At 50.3% G+C, this 15249-nt stretch carries 13 protein-coding genes, 1 tRNA gene and 3 pseudogenes; 10 read left to right on the top strand and 7 right to left on the bottom strand.

The window, feature by feature from the left end; all coding sequences use genetic code 11:
• Window positions 1–113: 113 nt before the first annotated feature.
• Genes CS369_RS02950 through trmB form a run of 3 tightly spaced genes read right to left on the bottom strand, consistent with a single transcriptional unit; the run spans window position 114 to window position 1917 of the window.
• Entirely contained in the window at window positions 114–827 is a 714-nt protein-coding gene (locus tag CS369_RS02950) for a DUF2884 domain-containing protein (RefSeq protein WP_196905917.1), read from the bottom strand.
• A 23-nt stretch (window positions 828–850) separates the two neighbouring features.
• The gene (locus tag CS369_RS02945; protein WP_196905916.1) at window positions 851–1198 is read right to left on the bottom strand and encodes a YggL family protein; all 348 of its coding nucleotides are present in this window, start codon (window positions 1196–1198) and stop codon (window positions 851–853) included.
• Entirely contained in the window at window positions 1198–1917 is a 720-nt protein-coding gene (trmB, locus tag CS369_RS02940; RefSeq protein WP_196905915.1) for a tRNA (guanosine(46)-N7)-methyltransferase TrmB, read from the bottom strand. Before trmB ends, CS369_RS02945 begins: the two co-directional genes overlap by 1 nt.
• 169 nt (window positions 1918–2086) lie before the next feature.
• Between trmB and mutY the strand changes: the two genes are divergently transcribed.
• From mutY to ansP, 4 genes are all read left to right on the top strand, one after another.
• Window positions 2087–3169: an A/G-specific adenine glycosylase gene (gene mutY, locus CS369_RS02935; protein ID WP_196905914.1), complete on the top strand. Its 1083-nt coding sequence runs from the start codon at window positions 2087–2089 to the stop codon at window positions 3167–3169.
• 29 nt (window positions 3170–3198) lie between these two features.
• Window positions 3199–3471 (top strand): oxidative damage protection protein, encoded by a 273-nt coding sequence (locus tag CS369_RS02930; protein WP_196905913.1) that lies wholly within the window; start codon window positions 3199–3201, stop codon window positions 3469–3471.
• A 90-nt stretch (window positions 3472–3561) separates the two neighbouring features.
• Window positions 3562–4635, top strand: coding sequence for a membrane-bound lytic murein transglycosylase MltC (gene mltC / locus CS369_RS02925; RefSeq protein WP_196905912.1), 1074 nt, complete (start codon window positions 3562–3564; stop codon window positions 4633–4635).
• 341 nt (window positions 4636–4976) lie between these two features.
• Window positions 4977–6443: an L-asparagine permease gene (gene ansP, locus CS369_RS02915; RefSeq protein WP_196905918.1), complete on the top strand. Its 1467-nt coding sequence runs from the start codon at window positions 4977–4979 to the stop codon at window positions 6441–6443.
• A 52-nt stretch (window positions 6444–6495) separates the two neighbouring features.
• Here ansP and CS369_RS02910 read toward each other — a convergent pair.
• Window positions 6496–8644: pseudogene (locus CS369_RS02910) on the bottom strand (ornithine decarboxylase).
• A gap of 648 nt (window positions 8645–9292) precedes the next feature.
• Between CS369_RS02910 and CS369_RS02905 the strand changes: the two are divergent.
• From CS369_RS02905 to CS369_RS02895, 3 genes and pseudogenes are all read left to right on the top strand, one after another.
• Window positions 9293–9368 (top strand) — tRNA-Phe (locus tag CS369_RS02905).
• A 171-nt stretch (window positions 9369–9539) separates the two neighbouring features.
• Window positions 9540–9761: pseudogene (locus CS369_RS02900) on the top strand (Arm DNA-binding domain-containing protein); the annotation flags it as partial.
• A gap of 47 nt (window positions 9762–9808) precedes the next feature.
• Window positions 9809–10012: a type II toxin-antitoxin system CcdA family antitoxin gene (locus CS369_RS02895; RefSeq protein WP_196905909.1), complete on the top strand. Its 204-nt coding sequence runs from the start codon at window positions 9809–9811 to the stop codon at window positions 10010–10012.
• Between the two features lie 214 nt (window positions 10013–10226).
• Here the strand turns inward: CS369_RS02895 and CS369_RS02890 are convergent, their stop codons facing one another.
• Window positions 10227–10448: a MerR family transcriptional regulator gene (locus CS369_RS02890; RefSeq protein WP_244664743.1), complete on the bottom strand. Its 222-nt coding sequence runs from the start codon at window positions 10446–10448 to the stop codon at window positions 10227–10229.
• A gap of 71 nt (window positions 10449–10519) precedes the next feature.
• Between CS369_RS02890 and CS369_RS02885 the strand changes: the two genes are divergently transcribed.
• On the top strand, window positions 10520–10897 hold the full coding sequence (locus CS369_RS02885) for an EthD domain-containing protein (RefSeq protein WP_196905908.1): 378 nt from the start codon (window positions 10520–10522) through the stop codon (window positions 10895–10897).
• 141 nt (window positions 10898–11038) lie between these two features.
• On the opposite strand, the gene CS369_RS02880 is transcribed toward CS369_RS02885, so the two are convergent.
• A complete protein-coding gene (locus CS369_RS02880) occupies window positions 11039–11404 on the bottom strand; it encodes a hypothetical protein (protein WP_196905907.1) in 366 nt (121 codons plus the stop codon).
• Between the two features lie 252 nt (window positions 11405–11656).
• Between CS369_RS02880 and CS369_RS02875 the strand changes: the two genes are divergently transcribed.
• A complete protein-coding gene (locus CS369_RS02875) occupies window positions 11657–11941 on the top strand; it encodes a hypothetical protein (RefSeq protein WP_196905906.1) in 285 nt (94 codons plus the stop codon).
• 27 nt (window positions 11942–11968) lie between these two features.
• Here the strand turns inward: CS369_RS02875 and CS369_RS02870 are convergent, their stop codons facing one another.
• The gene (locus CS369_RS02870; RefSeq protein WP_374191022.1) at window positions 11969–12907 is read right to left on the bottom strand and encodes a cation diffusion facilitator family transporter; all 939 of its coding nucleotides are present in this window, start codon (window positions 12905–12907) and stop codon (window positions 11969–11971) included.
• A gap of 319 nt (window positions 12908–13226) precedes the next feature.
• Here CS369_RS02870 and murP point away from each other — a divergent pair.
• Window positions 13227–14662, top strand: a pseudogene (murP, locus tag CS369_RS02865) (PTS N-acetylmuramic acid transporter subunit IIBC).
• Window positions 14663–15249 lie beyond the last annotated feature (587 nt).

The raw sequence follows: 15249 nt of genomic DNA, 5'->3' as shown, positions 1-15249 counted from the left end.
CTCTCCTGAAAGAAAAACACCCTGTCAGCGTACCGCTACAGGGTGGGGGTGACCATCTCATTAGCCACTCTGACGAAATACCTGTTTTCATCAGAGTGGCGCTGTAGATACAATTACGGCAGAGATTTAAGCAACTGCTTACGCTGGTTTTCCAGTGAAATGACCCGCTGGCATACATCCTTGCCAAAGCGCTGGAACGTAAGCTCCTGGTTGTTCCACTCGGTTTGAATCGCTTGTTGCAGGTTGCCAAGGTTACCCATCATCGCCTGCAACGGATTGCCGCCGCTGGAAAGCTGCTTTACCCCCATCTCGTTCAGGCTGTCTTGCAACACACCGCCAAGGGCTTGCTGCACCAACTGGCGGCCATCCTGCTCCACCTGTTTGACAGCCTGGCGATGAAACGCAATGCCATCGCTGCGCGGCTCGAGAATGCGCGCCATCTGCTGCTTGAATTGGGTATCCAACGTAGTCAGCCGGGCACGCACATTGCTGTCACTTCCCAGTTTCTTAGCAATGACACCATCCAGCGCCACTCGCGCTTTTTCCAGATACGCCTGTGCACCCTGCTCAATCCACGGCAGTTGCTGACGCAAATCCGCTTGATACTCTTTCGCCTGCTGACGCTGTGCCGCAGTAAGCGTTAACGCCGTCTGGTTGCGGGTGACATCGCCCTGCGGCGAAATCACCAGATTGCCACTTGTGCCAACTACCTGCACCTGTTGCGGTGTAATGAAGATGTCATCCTGCGGATTCACTTCACATTGATACGCCGCCTGTGCCTGCCAGGACAACAAAGCCAGCAGAGAGAGCATTACCGATCGCAACATGTCGTCTTCCTATAAAAACAGAATCAGGAGAGCAGATTTTCCGGCAGATCCCACCAGATATCGAACAGTTCGCTAACTTTAACCTCTTGCAACTGCTGGGCCTTCAGCCAGGCAACGACCTGCTCACGGTGCACATCGGTGCAATGGCCGGTCTTTTGCAAGCAGATCAACCCTTCCCAGTGCAGATAACCGCTGCCTTCAAATGCCAGGCCAGCCGGATCAATCACATCGTCAACAAACTTATCCAGAGTGGCATCGATGGTTTCTACCGACGTGCCCTCAGCGAAACGCCAGCTTACCGAAAAGCCCAGTTCCTGAAACTCATCAATGTGTAACTTTTTGCGCAAACGACGACTGCGTTGTTGTGCCATTATTCTATCCTCTCAAACATAAGATCCCACACTCCGTGGCCTAACCGCTGGCCGCGCGCTTCGAACTTGGTTAACGGGCGAGACGATGGGCGAGGAACATAGTCCTGTGTGGCAGATAGATTACGGTATCCCGCCACATCGCGCATGACCTCAAGCATGTGTTCCGCATAAGGCTCCCAGTCTGTCGCCATATGAAACACGCCGCCCTTAGCCAGCTTGCGCAGCACCCGCTCCGCAAAGGCTTTTTGTACAATACGACGTTTATTATGGCGTGCTTTATGCCAAGGATCAGGGAAAAAGAGCTGTACCATGGCCAGCGACCCATCGGGAATCATCTGCTCCAGCACTTCTACCGCGTCATGACACATTACGCGCAGATTGCTCAGAGTAGCTTCCTGCGCCGCTGCCAAGCAGGCACCGACGCCGGGAAGATGAACCTCAATCCCTAAAAAATTTTGCTCAGGGTGTTGCTCTGCCATGGTGACCAGCGACGCCCCCATGCCAAACCCGATTTCCAATACCGTCGGCGCTTCGCGCCCGAAAAGCGCGGTAAAATCGAGCGCCTGTGCCTGATACTCTACCCCCATCACGGGCCAGTAGTTATCCAGCGCCTGCTGCTGTCCATTGGTTAAACGCCCCTGACGGCGCACAAAACTGCGAATACGGCGCAGCGGACGCCCATCCTCATCAAATTCCGGTGAAATGACGTTATTGATCATAGAAAACGTGTGCCGATGGCCTGTTCAAATTCGCCCAAAGAAAGGCGCATTATGCAAGGATACCGCGGTTTAGCAAGGGGGATACCTCGGAAAGTTCCGGTTTACAGCACATTCACTCTGTGCTGGAATCGCTGTCAGACTTTTCACCCGGCAAGAGAGTGGCTCTTTTATGATGCAAGCGCAGCCGTTCGCGCAGCAGGTGTTGGCATGGTATGAGCGCTATGGCCGCAAGACGCTGCCGTGGCAACAAGAGAAAACGCCTTATACCGTATGGCTCTCCGAGATCATGTTACAACAGACGCAGGTCACCACGGTCATCCCCTATTTTCAACGTTTTATTGCACGCTTTCCCGATGTACGCATTCTTGCCGCCGCCCCCTTGGATGAGGTGCTGCACCTGTGGACCGGGCTGGGTTATTACGCACGTGCGCGCAACCTGCACAAAGCTGCGCAAACCATCGTGGAGCAGCACGGCGGAGAGTTCCCTACCACATTGGACGCCGTTTGCGCGTTACCGGGTGTCGGGCGTTCTACCGCGGGTGCAGTGCTGTCCCTTTCTCTCGGTCAGCATCACCCGATTCTTGATGGCAATGTCAAACGCGTGCTGGCACGCTGCTACGCGGTAGCCGGCTGGCCGGGTAAAAAAGAGGTTGAGCACCAGCTCTGGTCCCATAGCGAGCAGGTTACGCCCGCACAGGGCGTTAGCCAGTTTAATCAGGCGATGATGGATTTAGGTGCAATGGTCTGCACCCGCAGCCGCCCCAAATGCGAACTTTGCCCACTAAGCAACGGTTGCATCGCTTATGCCAACCACAGCTGGGCCAGCTATCCGGGTAAAAAACCGAAGCAGACGTTACCGGAAAAAAGCGCCTGGTTTCTATTACTGCAACGAGGTAATGACGTATGGCTGCAACAGCGGCCTGCGACCGGGTTATGGGGAGGATTGTTTTGCTTTCCACAATTCAACACCCATGATGATGTGGAGCCTTGGCTGCAACAACGCGGTCTAAAAATCACAGACGTGCAGCAATTGGTGTCGTTTCGCCACACCTTTAGCCATTTCCATCTGGATATTGTTCCGCTCTGGCTCGCATTACCCACTGACATTCCTCACGCTTTGCACCATGCTTGCATAGAGGAAAAGGCCGGTCTCTGGTATAACTTGGCGCAACCGCCCGCCGTTGGGCTGGCTGCAGCGGTGGAACGACTATTACGTATGTTAACGCTACACTCCGGCGGCAGTTTGATCTGACCAGCACGCGTTATCCAAGAGGAATCAGCATGAGCAGAACCATTTTTTGTACTTTTTTACAACGTGAAGCCGAAGGGCAGGATTTTCAGCTTTATCCGGGAGAATTGGGCAAACGCATCTATCAGGAAATTTCGAAAGAGGCGTGGGCGCAATGGCAAACCAAGCAAACCATGCTGATCAACGAGAAAAAGCTCAACATGATGAACGTGGAGCACCGCAAATTGCTGGAACAAGAGATGATTAAGTTCCTGTTCGAGGGTAAAGAGGTCCACATCGAAGGCTATACCCCTCCCAGCGCATGATATCAGGGCCTTGTGGCCCTTTTGTCTCTTTATGCTGACACCGCGTTGCTAATGAACCGTTAATAACAAGATACTTATAACGAATCATCTATGAAGAAATTGCTAGCGTTGTTGCTCGTTGCCCCCTTGCTGATCTCCTGTTCCGGCAAGCGCTGCGATCTCAATAATGAAGAATTCATCAAGGATACCAACGCCTTTGACATTCTGATGGGGCAGTTCGCCCACAACATCGAGAATATCTGGGGCCTGAACAAAGTGCTGATTGCTGGCCCGAAAGATTACGTCAAGTATACCAATCAATATCAAACCCGTAGTCACATCAACTTTGATGCTGGTACGATTACTATCGAGACCATTTCAGCGACCAATTATGTCCCGAGTTTACGCCAGGCCATCATCACCACACTGTTGATGGGCGATGACGCCAGCAATACGGACCTCTACTCTGACGCGAATGACATTCAAATCAGCCGTGAACCAATGCTATACGGCCAGGTGTTAGACAACACCGGACAACCCATTCGCTGGGAAGGGCGCGCCGCCAGCTTTGCCGATTATCTGCTGCAAAACCGCTTGCAGAAACGGACCTCCGGACCGAATGTAATCTGGTCCGTCACTTTCCAACTGGTGCCAAACCATCTGGATAAACGTGCGCATAAATATCTGCCGCTGATTCGTCAGGCTTCCGAGCGCTATGGCATTGAAGAATCGCTGATTCTGGCGATCATGCAAACCGAATCCAGCTTCAACCCTTACGCGGTCAGCCGTTCTGACGCATTAGGACTGATGCAGGTAGTGCAGCACAGCGCCGGACGTGATGTGTTCAAGAGCAAAGAGAAATGGGGGCAACCGAGCCGCAGCTACCTGTTCGATCCTGAGAGTAACATCGATACCGGCGTGGCTTATCTGGCGATTCTGAAAAACACCTATCTGGGTGGTATCGAGAACCCGACCTCACGTCGCTATGCCGTTATTACGGCGTATAACGGTGGTGCGGGCAGCGTGCTGCGCGTATTCTCCAGCGACAAGGACAGGGCCGTTAGCCTGATCAACCAGATGTCGCCGGGCGAAGTCTACGATACATTGACCACCAAGCACCCGTCGGCCGAATCGCGGCGCTATCTCTACAAGGTCAACTCGACGCAGAAAAACTATCGCCGTTAAACCTATCGCTGTTAAAACAGTCGCGATTAAAACCACAGCCGTTAATCAATGTCCTCTTTTGGCGTAACCATTCGCCAGAAGGGGATTTTTTTCAGATAACGCCTTTCAGCCTTTCGTCCGGTTCCCACACGTCTTTTCCGCATGCCATGCTTTCACGCGTTTGTCCGCTGCTGACGTTTTTTTGCCAGCACAGACGAGAAAGGGTAGCATCGCTGCCCGAAACAAACATAACAAAGGGTTATGACTGCGGTGCGGGGAGACGCAAACCGCGCACCTGCATGACCGCAATGTCAGACCAAACGCCATCAGGCATGAAAGACCAGCAGGAACACAAACAGAGCATGACACACAACAACACAACAGATGTGACGCATCAGACCAGCAAAAAAAACTGGCTCGATTCCCACGAAAAGGGTTATCGAAAAAGCATTAGCAAACGCCACGTGCAGATGATCGCCATTGGCGGCTCTATCGGTACCGGTCTGTTTTTAGGCGCAGGAGCACGCCTGCAACTAGCAGGCCCTTCACTGGCGCTGGTGTACTTGACCTGCGGTATCTTCTCTTTCTTTATCTTGCGTGCACTCGGTGAGTTGATTGTTCATCGCCCTTCCAGCGGCAGTTTTGTCTCTTATGCACGAGAATTCCTCGGCGAAAAAGGCTCCTACCTCGCAGGCTGGATGTATTTCCTTAACTGGGCGATGACCGGCATTGTGGATATCACGTCGGTTGCGCTCTATATGCACTACTGGGGAACCTTTACCGATGTGCCGCAGTGGGTGTTGGCTTTAGGCGCGCTATCCATCGTTACCACCATGAACCTGATTGGCGTGAAATGGTTCGCTGAGATGGAATTCTGGTTTGCCTTGATCAAGGTAGCCGCCATTTCGCTGTTCCTGATTGTTGGTACGGTGTTTCTGGCAAGCGGTCACCCTGTTGCGGGCAATCCAACCGGTTTTAATCTCATCAGTGATAACGGCGGCCTGTTCCCCCACGGATTATTGCCCGCATTAGTGCTGGTTCAGGGCGTGATCTTTGCCTTCGCCGGCATCGAAATCATCGGCACGGCCGCCGGCGAAGCCAAAGACGCCCGGCGCATTCTGCCCAAAGCTGTTAACAGCGTTATCTGGCGTATCGCCTTGTTTTACGTTGGCTCCATCGTGCTGCTGGTGTGTCTGCTGCCGTGGAACGCCTATCAGGCCGGGCAAAGCCCGTTTGTCACCTTTTTTAGCAAGCTGGGCGTACCCTACATGGGTGATGTGATGAACGTGGTGGTGCTTACGGCAGCGCTATCCAGCCTGAACTCTGGCCTCTACTCGACCGGACGCATTCTGCGCTCACTGTCTCAGGGTGGCTCAGCGCCGCACTTCCTGTCGAAAATGAGTGCGCAGTCTGTTCCCTATACCGGCATCATGGTGACAGTGGCGATCCATATCATCGGGGTATTCCTTAACTATATTGTGCCGTCGCAGGTGTTTGAGATTGTGCTGAACATGGCCTCTATCGGCATCATCTGTTCCTGGGCATTCATTATTTTGTGCCAGATGAAGCTGCGCCAGGCTATCAAACAGGGTAAAGCGGAGCCCGTTTCATTCAAGATGCCCGGTGCACCGTTTACCTCCTGGCTGACACTGCTGTTCTTGCTGGGAGTGGTGGTGCTGATGGCGTTTGACTACCCGAACGGCACCTGGAGCATTGCCTCCACTCCGGTGCTGGCTATCCTGCTGATTGTAGGGTGGTATGGGCTGAAAAAGCATCGCGCTGCGGCTAATGGCGAAATCGCTGCAACAACCGCGTCTGCCACCGAATAAAAAAACGGCGCGAGGGTTTACGCCCTCGCGCCGCTAGTACCATTAATAGCGATTATTCCTGAATCACATGCGCACACAGGCGCTTGCTGCCATCGTCCTGCTCAACGCTGTAAACGCCTTGCAACTCCGGTGAGAAGCCCGGCATCCGGTTAATGCCTTCTTCTAGCGCCAGGAAGTAACGCAGCACCGCCCCAAATTTCTCCCGGCACCACACACAGCACGCCCGGCGGATAAGGAAGCGCACCTTCTGCCGCGACACGACCTTCAGCCTCTGCCAGTGGGATCAAATCCACGTCTACGCGCACAAAGGCATTGTTTGCCTCTTGCGGCAGCATCACGGCACGCGGCAACGTCGCTTTGCGGAACATGGTTTTCTGCAAATACTGCACATTGTGACTGACATAGAAATCATGCATTTCCTGACACAATTGACGCAGCGTATAGCCAGAGTAGCGCTGTTCATACTTGTGGTAGAGATTCGGTAACACTTCACTTAACGGCGCATCGCGCGCAATCAGCGCTTCAAAGCGGACCAATGCCTCCACCAGATGCGACAGCTTGGCGCTATCTTCTGCTGGCGTCAGCAGAAACAGGATCGAGTTAAGATCGCTTTTCTCTGGGATGATGCCATGTTCACGCAGATAGTTGGCCAAAATGGTGGCCGGAATACCGAAATCGGTATATTCACCGCTGCTGGCATCAATACCGGCCGTGGTCAGCAACAGTTTGCACGGATCGATAACATACTGACCTTGCGCATATCCCTCAAACGCATGCCACGCTGCTCCCGGCTCGAAATTGAAGAAGCGCACATCCTGCGCAATGTCGTCCGTGACGTGATTCTGCCACGGCACGCCGTCGATCAGATCCGGAAAAAAAGGTTTGATCAACGAACAACGGACCAGCAGTTGCTTACGGGTATCGATACCCTGCTTGACGCACTCAAGCCACAGGCGACGACCACTGCTGCTTTCGTGCATTTTTGCATTAACATCGAGCGCGGCAAACAGCGGATAAAACGGGCTGGTCGAGGCGTGGAGCATAAAGGCGTGGTTGAAGCGCTTATGGTTGCAAAACCGCTTCTGCCCTTTAATGCGCGTGTCTTTTTTGTGGATCTGCGAGGTTTGCGAAAAGCCCGCCTGCTGCTTGTGAACCGATTGGGTAACAAAGATGCCCGGATCGTTCTCATTCAGTTCCAGCAACAACGGCGAGCACTGTTCCATCATCGGGATAAACTGCTCGTAGCCCACCCAGGCAGAGTCAAACAGGATGTAATCACACAGGTGGTCGATGCTATCCACCACCTGACGCGCGTTGTAAATGGTGCCATCGTAAGTGCCGAGCAGGATCACCGCCAGACGGAACGGACGCGGTGCATCCGCGCAATGCGGAGCCTCTTCCCGAATCAAGCCACGCAGATAAGCCTCATCAAAGCAATGCGCATCCACCCCGCCAATAAAGCCAAACAGATTTCGTGCCGTCTCGAGGTAAATGGGCGTCGGGCCCGCTTGAATCAGCGCGCCGTGGTGGTTGGATTTATGGTTATTGCGATCGAACAGTACCAGATCGCCCAGCGTCAGCAACGCGTTGGTCACTACCTTATTGGCTGACGAGGTGCCGTTGAGTACGAAGTAGGTTTTGTCGGCATTAAACACTTTGGCCGCAAACTTCTGCGCTTTTTTCGCCGCTCCTTCATGAATCAGCAGATCGCCCAGTTTCACATCCGCATTGCAGATATCGGAACGGAAGAGTGTTTCGCCATAGAACTCAAAGAATTGACGCCCGGTGGGATGCTTGCGAAAAAATTGGCCGCCCTGATGACCCGGACAGGCGAAGGTGGAATTACGCATGCCGACATATTTAGACAGCGTATCGAAAAACGGCGGCAATAGCCCGGCCTGATAATCCGCCGCGGCTTTCTCCAGCAACGGGGCGTGCTCACCCGCACCGTCAACGCGCAGCCAACTGCTGCCTGATGGCAACACTTCCTCTGCTGAATACCAAGGCTCGTTCACCACGAATGCAGGAATGCCAAAACCGGTATGCTGCAACAGCTACAACACCCCACATCGCGCCTCTTCAAGCAAAACGACAACCGCGGCCACATCAGTAAAGTCGGTTTGACTCAGGGAGACAATTTCTCGCTGGGTATGAAGACGGCCCGCAACCGTCGCGTTCGCTGCAATTTTTAACTGTTTCATGTAACCAAACCCAAACGCTTAAGGATGAGTAGTGGCGCAAAGGCACCGTGTAAAGCGTCATCACTGTCAGCCCTAGATGGCATATCCGCAGACTAAAACAGATATACATTAATCTTATGACAAGACCAGACGGTGCGACTGACAAATACCGCTTTTTGCCTATACGGCTTAAAACGCAAGGAGAAACTGGATCCAGCCCCGCCCGATAGACATCATTAAAATCAGAGCGATGCGCTGTTCTTACTCATGCCTAACAGTGAGCATCTGAACGCCTCACCGCATGATGAAGGAGGATAATCGAGAGAATGCAGACAAACGGAAACCGAACCCACAGGCAGGCATCATCGACAGCCCAGCGCGTACAGCCTGCACCTTGCGCAATGAATCTGACATAGTGACGTCCTCTTTAACCGCTCGTGAATGGGGAGTAAAAAACGGCGTCATAGTGGCACGGTTTTTTTGCAAACACAATACGCCCAACACCGATTGCGCCGAATAAGAAAACGTTTGCCTCGCTGGTGATCAAACCCAGAAAAACCATTTTTGCTGCAAAAACGCACGTCACTGCTCGAATTCACAGCATTCGTACGGGAATGTGATATAAACTCATTGACGGCACTGACCCAATAAGGTTTAATGCGCCCCGTTGCCTGGATAGCTCAGTCGGTAGAGCAGGGGATTGAAAATCCCCGTGTCCTTGGTTCGATTCCGAGTCCGGGCACCACTTCTCCTTTTTTATGCCTCCCTATACGTTCCTATAAATCCCTATATATTTGCAATGTAAGCAGAGTGGCGTAAAAATCTTTCTCGATGCATTCTTACTTATCCCTAGGTATCCGGAAAAAAGTGGGTCAAATTACGGGTCATTCAGTTCGATGAACGGAGTGACCCGCCCATGTTAACGGATAGCAAGATCCGCTCAGCCAAAAACCTAGAAAAATCATACAAGCTCACCGATGCGTTAGGGCTTTATCTAACGATATCTACTCATGGTGCTAAGCGGTGGTATTTCCGCTACACCTTCGACCGTAAAGAGAATCGCCTCGCCCTTGGCTCTTACCCGTTGGTTTCATTGGCAGCAGCGCGCAAGTTGCTGGCATCCGGCGTCTGCCCTTCACTACAGCCACGTAGAGTATGAACTCAGAGCATGCATGAAGTACTATCGTGAAATACCACGTCAGCATTACCCTGGACAAAGACAATTATCAGGCTCCGAGTGATATACCAGGGTTGGAGAATGATGTGATTGGCAAAGAAGCCCGCAGCATAATAGCTGAACAGTGGAAAGAACATAACCGCAAAGGGATGGAAGAAGCCGCCAGATTTATCGCACTGAATGGCTCCTTCGCTGATGATAACAGGAACTGATGAATTGAGGTATCTACATAAAAAACACAAAACACTATATATCGCCAACGAGTTATATTCAGGAGACCAATCCCGGCACGTGATTTTGTAGGTGTCGGTAAAAGATGCCGTTATTGATGGGGTACAGCAAGCAACCCCCTCAACTATTCCCGGCTCTCCCCTAAAGCGTCAACCTGAGGGTCGATCAGCGCTAGCTGTTCCCGTATTTTCAGTTTCAACGTGTCACAGGGAGTGACTCCAGCACGCTGGAAATCACCGGCAGCGTGAACCCCGACCGATTCAGCATCACGATACGTCTCACCACGTCAGCATCTTGCGCGGTGAAATGACGGTAGCATGTTTCCGTGCGCGTTGGATGCAGCAGACCTGCATTCTCATAGTAGCGCAACATGCGGATGCTCACGCCAGTCAATTCCGCCAGTTTTCCAATTTGCATCACGTCCCCTTGACTCTGACATTACTGTCAGAGTGTAAGATTTGGCGCTCTAGAATAAAAGGAGTCGTAACATGCTAAAACTCATCATGTGTGTAAAGAGACACCCTCGCTTAACGCGGGAAGAATTTGATCATTACTTGCGAAATAATCATGCCTCACTGGTTAGCAAACATGCGGCGCTTCTCGGCATTCGCCGATACATTCAAACACTCCCTTTCGTGGATACGGCGGCGCAGCACGCACTTCAGCGCACGAGGAATGCAGACACTGTCGATTTTGATGGCTGTGCCGAGCTATGGTGGGACGATATGGAATCGCATCTTGCAGCCCGAAAAACAGAGAAAGGCTTACGCGCGCTTCAGGAGCTTATTGAAGATGAGAGTAAATTCGTGGATTTAGCACATTCACAACTCTGGTATGGCGAAGAACGATGGGTGATTGCCGGGTAAACCCCAAGAGCAGAGTACGAGATTATTTCCCGCGTAGTGCAAAGAGCAGACATACGGAGAGCTACATCTGGATTAAGCCTTTATTTATTTCTGGAGGATTTAGTCTCGATCGCCGACCACACTGAATCCCCAGAAGCCTCATTAGCGACAAGAGGCAACAGCAGAAAACGTTGCTTTAATTTCAGACAACGGTGGCATAGTAGGATTTGCCTCTTTATAAACACCGCTATCAAACCAATCATCCGCTTCACCAAGCGCGATGGGTTTATCCGCCCACCAGGGCTTAAAGACATCACTTATCAGTTTGATGGAGATGCTTTCTGGCGTGATGGCGGTAATCTGCCAGCAACCATCACCTTCAGCCGCGCCCGGCAAAAAGCGATTTGATTTTTCATCCCAACGGTGAGTTTGGCGGACAAAATCACCGACTTGCCAGTCGGTTGACGCCTGAACGGGAAATTGGCAAAACAGCAAAACAGCGCCCGTTAGAAACCCTGCTTTAAACATCTAGTTATCCTTCTCCACAATAAAAATGCCATCAAATCATCTAGCATCCTACTGATGCTTTCACACGTGCCTAACCCTACATCCGGCTAGCGTACAGGTAACGTTAAAATCATACAGGTATATAATTGGAATAGTACATGAATAAACATGAACACATAAAATAGAACCACAGCACGCCTTCTCATAGGCAGATACAGTTTTCCATAAACATGCCGATAACATGGATAGCGGTGTCCACTTTGAGGTGCAGTTATGAAAAATCTCTCATTTTTATCATTGATTGCAGGGATTTTAGCCGCGCTTTCGCTCCCTGTTAATGCCGTTGGGAAACCCGAGACAAAACCAGCCGATGTAACAACCGTAGTGTCCTTTCCTGCCGTAGCGATAAAAGCCCCTTCTCGTGACGTTATACGCGCCATACACGCCCGCAAAGTGGATAAACAGCCCAACAGAGAAGCAGGTCTGCACTTTATTCCAGGGCAAGGCGCTGTCCAGCAGAACATCACCACCACGCAAAATTTTTACTGGCGGCAATGATCGCCGACCATTTACCGCTCAACCAGACTACAGCCATTTAGGATTTTGCGTAAAGGAGATGGTCAACCAACGATGGGGACCCTCTTCACCGATGGATAGAGCAATCTCATCGCGAATTTTATCAAATTTTTTCACACCGCTATTTGCCATACTCTCGGGAATAACAATGTGGATTTCAATAAATAAGCCACGTCCGATACGCGTCGCATAGTTGGAATAATCCAGAAAACTATATTCCAGCGTCAACTGTGCCATGATAGATTCGATTTTGCAGTCGAGGCTGTCCGGCGTCATTTGTAGAATTTCCCGAACAGCGGAAAGGACCGTTTTCACCGGAACGGGGATTAATAGTAATGTTAAAATTGCCAGTGCAAAAGGATCGGTATAAACATTGAGGTATTCGTAGCGAGTGCCTTCCATCAGCCAGGAAAGTATAAAAGCAAATAACAAGGCGCTACTGATACAGGCCGACATTAGCCAGCTTTTCGGATCCAGCGCAATCAGTTCTGATTTGATTTTCTTGTTGAGCCTACGCTGTGTGAAGTAGAGCGCAAAACAAAAGATACTGATAGTAATCGCATAGGCGATAGCCCAGCCAAGTTTTAATTCGCGCCCGCCGTCAATGATCCCTTTAATGGAGTTAACAAAGGCATACAAACACAAAATAACCAACAGACAACCATTAAATGCCAATACCATCGGCTCAACATGCCAGAACCCGAACTGGAAGCGACGGCTATGGGGTTGCCCCAGCAGGCGAGAGACTAATAAAGAGAGCGAGCACATTCCGGCATCCAGAATGGAAAACATACCATCGAAAATAATCGATATTGATCCGCAAACCAGACCAACGACAATCCCCGCACTTGCAATAAAAAATGTGCATAAAATTGAACATTTAAGGACTTTTTGCTCTATCTCTGTGCTGTGTAACGCATGATGTTCGGGGGACGTTGTCGTTATCATTGTCATAGTCTTATCCACAAGTGAGCGTGGTGATGGAAAACCAGAACGTGACTCACCTCCAAGTATAGAACACGCTATTTTAACGCGACGTTTGCTGCATCCTCGCACCTAACGTTGCATTATCATTTGTGCGTGAAGATGGTTAACATGGTTATCGAAAGCATTAGTATGCAGATATCAAGGGGGAATAGGCGTTAATCGCCACGCCAAAACAAAAGTAGTGATGATCCTGGGGACATGTCCGTGTAAATGCTGATATGGCTCACCTTAAAAACAATGCTTTTATCCGTAAAACATTGCAGGAGATATAACGATAATCATGGCAAAAATAACCGTTTCGATGGTCGAAGAGATTTTATATCTCATCGGCGGAAGAGAGAATGTAACTCTCTGCGGTAACTGCATGACCCGGCTGCGCCTTACGTTAAAGGATCGTTAATTAATCGCGCTGGACGTACTGAAAAAAATACCTGGCGTTCTGGGGGTAATAAATGGCAACGACCAGTTACAGGTCATTCTTGGTCCCGGAAAAGCGCAAACCGCCAGCGAGATGATGAACGGACTGCGGATTACCCCTTCCCCATCGGCATCCATGGGTGAAGCACCTCCCGATTTACGTCAGCTCGCCAGTCAAAATAAGCAGCAAATAAAAGCCAAGCAGAAAAGTGCAGTACATAACTTCCTGACCAAATTTGCCACGATTTTCACGCCGCTTATTCCGGGCTTTATTGCTGCGGGCTTATTACTGGGGATCGCCACGTTATTACAGCAAACGCTGGTAGTAGAAAGTGCCGCACAGGTCGCCTGACTAAAAAGCCTGATTGCTTACATGAAAGTGTTTAGCATTGGATTGTTTACTTTTCTTAGCATCCTGATTGGTTTTAATACCCAGAAGGCATTTGGCGGAACGGGAGTTAATGGCGCAATCATTGCTTCCCTGTTTATCTTGCGCTACGTGCCGGAAGGTACTACCGGCTATTACGCAGGGATGACGCATTTTTTTGGCCTGGCAATCGATCCGCGCGGTAATATTATTGGCGTCTTACTGGCTTGTATGTTGGGTGCCTGGATCGAAAAGCAGGTGCGCCGCATCATGCCTGACACACCGCGACCCTGACGTTGTTGATTACCGGCGCGGTGACCTTTGTCGTCATCATGCCTATCGGTGGTGAACTGTTTAAAGGCATGTCATGGCTGTTCCTGCACTTAAACGGTAACCCTTTTGGCAGCGCCATTTTGGCTGGCTTATTTCTGATTGCGGTGGTGTTCGGTATCCACCAGGGTTTTGTGCCGGTCTATTTCGCGTTGATGGATGCACAAGGCTTCAACTCCCTGTTTCCCATTCTCGCCATGGCGGGTGCCGGGCAAGTCGGGGCAGCACTGGCCCTTTTTGTTCGTTCCCCGAAAGGTTCACTGTTACGCACCCAAATCAAAGGGGCCATTTTCCCCGGCCTGTTGGGCATTGGTGAACCACTGATTTATGGCGTCACGCTGCCACGCCTGAAACCTTTTGTGACCACCTGTTGCGGTGGTGCCATGGGCGGTTTCTTTATTGGTACGATAGCCTGGATGGGATTGCCGATCGGCCTGAATACGGTATTCGGCCCCTCCGGTTTGGTCTCCATTCCGTTGATGACATCGGCACAGGGTATTTTTGTCGGAATGGCCGTTTATATTGCTGGCCTCATCGTCTCTTATATTACAGGATTTATTTTAACCTGGTTGTTCGCCAGTAAGAATGTTGATTTAACCTGATACATTGTCCGCCCCTCTCGTTGCACAGCAATTATTGTCGGGAGAGGAGTAACATTCTATCATGAAAGTACCTAAAATCACAAAACCAGCAGCCCCCTTCTCTCAGAATAATCTGATACCCCTTGAAAACTGGCACGACCGGTCTTATTTCACATACAAAAAAACATAAAAACAACCACCACAACAACCTATTGATTTAATTAAAAATAATACAAAATGAATTGATTCATCTTTGTTATTTTTGATAGAAAAATAACGATCGATTAGAAAAAATCGAACGGTTAAATAATCGTTTTTCCGAACAACATTGTATTTATAGTAGCGAAAAGCTATACAAAACCCCATATTTTGATTTGATAACTAGATAATGTCAACAAGCGCGAAACTAATTTTACATATGGTTAAGTGATAAGTGGTTAAAAACCCTATTCATTTTAGAAAAAAACGTTTTCAAACTTATAGTCAAACAGATTTTTATGCCGGCGTCTTGGTGCATGCATTTATAACGGGTAATTTGCAAACACCTAAATAACTTTGCGTAATAGTAGATCACTTGAAGGGAACTCAGTCCGACTTGCGCGATCTGA

The sequence above is a fragment of the Candidatus Symbiopectobacterium sp. 'North America' genome, from assembly GCF_015762685.1.
Classification (GTDB): domain Bacteria; phylum Pseudomonadota; class Gammaproteobacteria; order Enterobacterales; family Enterobacteriaceae; genus Symbiopectobacterium.
Note: the sequence above shows the minus strand (reverse complement) of the source record. Positions and strands in the feature narration are given on the sequence as shown.

What these genes read in the sequence shown, in the direction of transcription:
- CS369_RS02950 (WP_196905917.1), bottom strand. Translation starts at nt 827, where the DNA reads ATGTTGCGATCGGTAATGCTCTCTCTGCTGGCTTTGTTGTCCTGGCAG.
- CS369_RS02945 (WP_196905916.1), bottom strand. Translation starts at nt 1,198, where the DNA reads ATGGCACAACAACGCAGTCGTCGTTTGCGCAAAAAGTTACACATTGAT.
- trmB (WP_196905915.1), bottom strand. Translation starts at nt 1,917, where the DNA reads ATGATCAATAACGTCATTTCACCGGAATTTGATGAGGATGGGCGTCCG.
- mutY (WP_196905914.1), top strand. Translation starts at nt 2,087, where the DNA reads ATGATGCAAGCGCAGCCGTTCGCGCAGCAGGTGTTGGCATGGTATGAG.
- CS369_RS02930 (WP_196905913.1), top strand. Translation starts at nt 3,199, where the DNA reads ATGAGCAGAACCATTTTTTGTACTTTTTTACAACGTGAAGCCGAAGGG.
- mltC (WP_196905912.1), top strand. Translation starts at nt 3,562, where the DNA reads ATGAAGAAATTGCTAGCGTTGTTGCTCGTTGCCCCCTTGCTGATCTCC.
- ansP (WP_196905918.1), top strand. Translation starts at nt 4,977, where the DNA reads ATGACACACAACAACACAACAGATGTGACGCATCAGACCAGCAAAAAA.
- CS369_RS02890 (WP_244664743.1), bottom strand. Translation starts at nt 10,448, where the DNA reads ATGCAAATTGGAAAACTGGCGGAATTGACTGGCGTGAGCATCCGCATG.
- CS369_RS02885 (WP_196905908.1), top strand. Translation starts at nt 10,520, where the DNA reads ATGCTAAAACTCATCATGTGTGTAAAGAGACACCCTCGCTTAACGCGG.
- CS369_RS02880 (WP_196905907.1), bottom strand. Translation starts at nt 11,404, where the DNA reads ATGTTTAAAGCAGGGTTTCTAACGGGCGCTGTTTTGCTGTTTTGCCAA.
- CS369_RS02875 (WP_196905906.1), top strand. Translation starts at nt 11,657, where the DNA reads ATGAAAAATCTCTCATTTTTATCATTGATTGCAGGGATTTTAGCCGCG.
- CS369_RS02870 (WP_374191022.1), bottom strand. Translation starts at nt 12,907, where the DNA reads ATGATAACGACAACGTCCCCCGAACATCATGCGTTACACAGCACAGAG.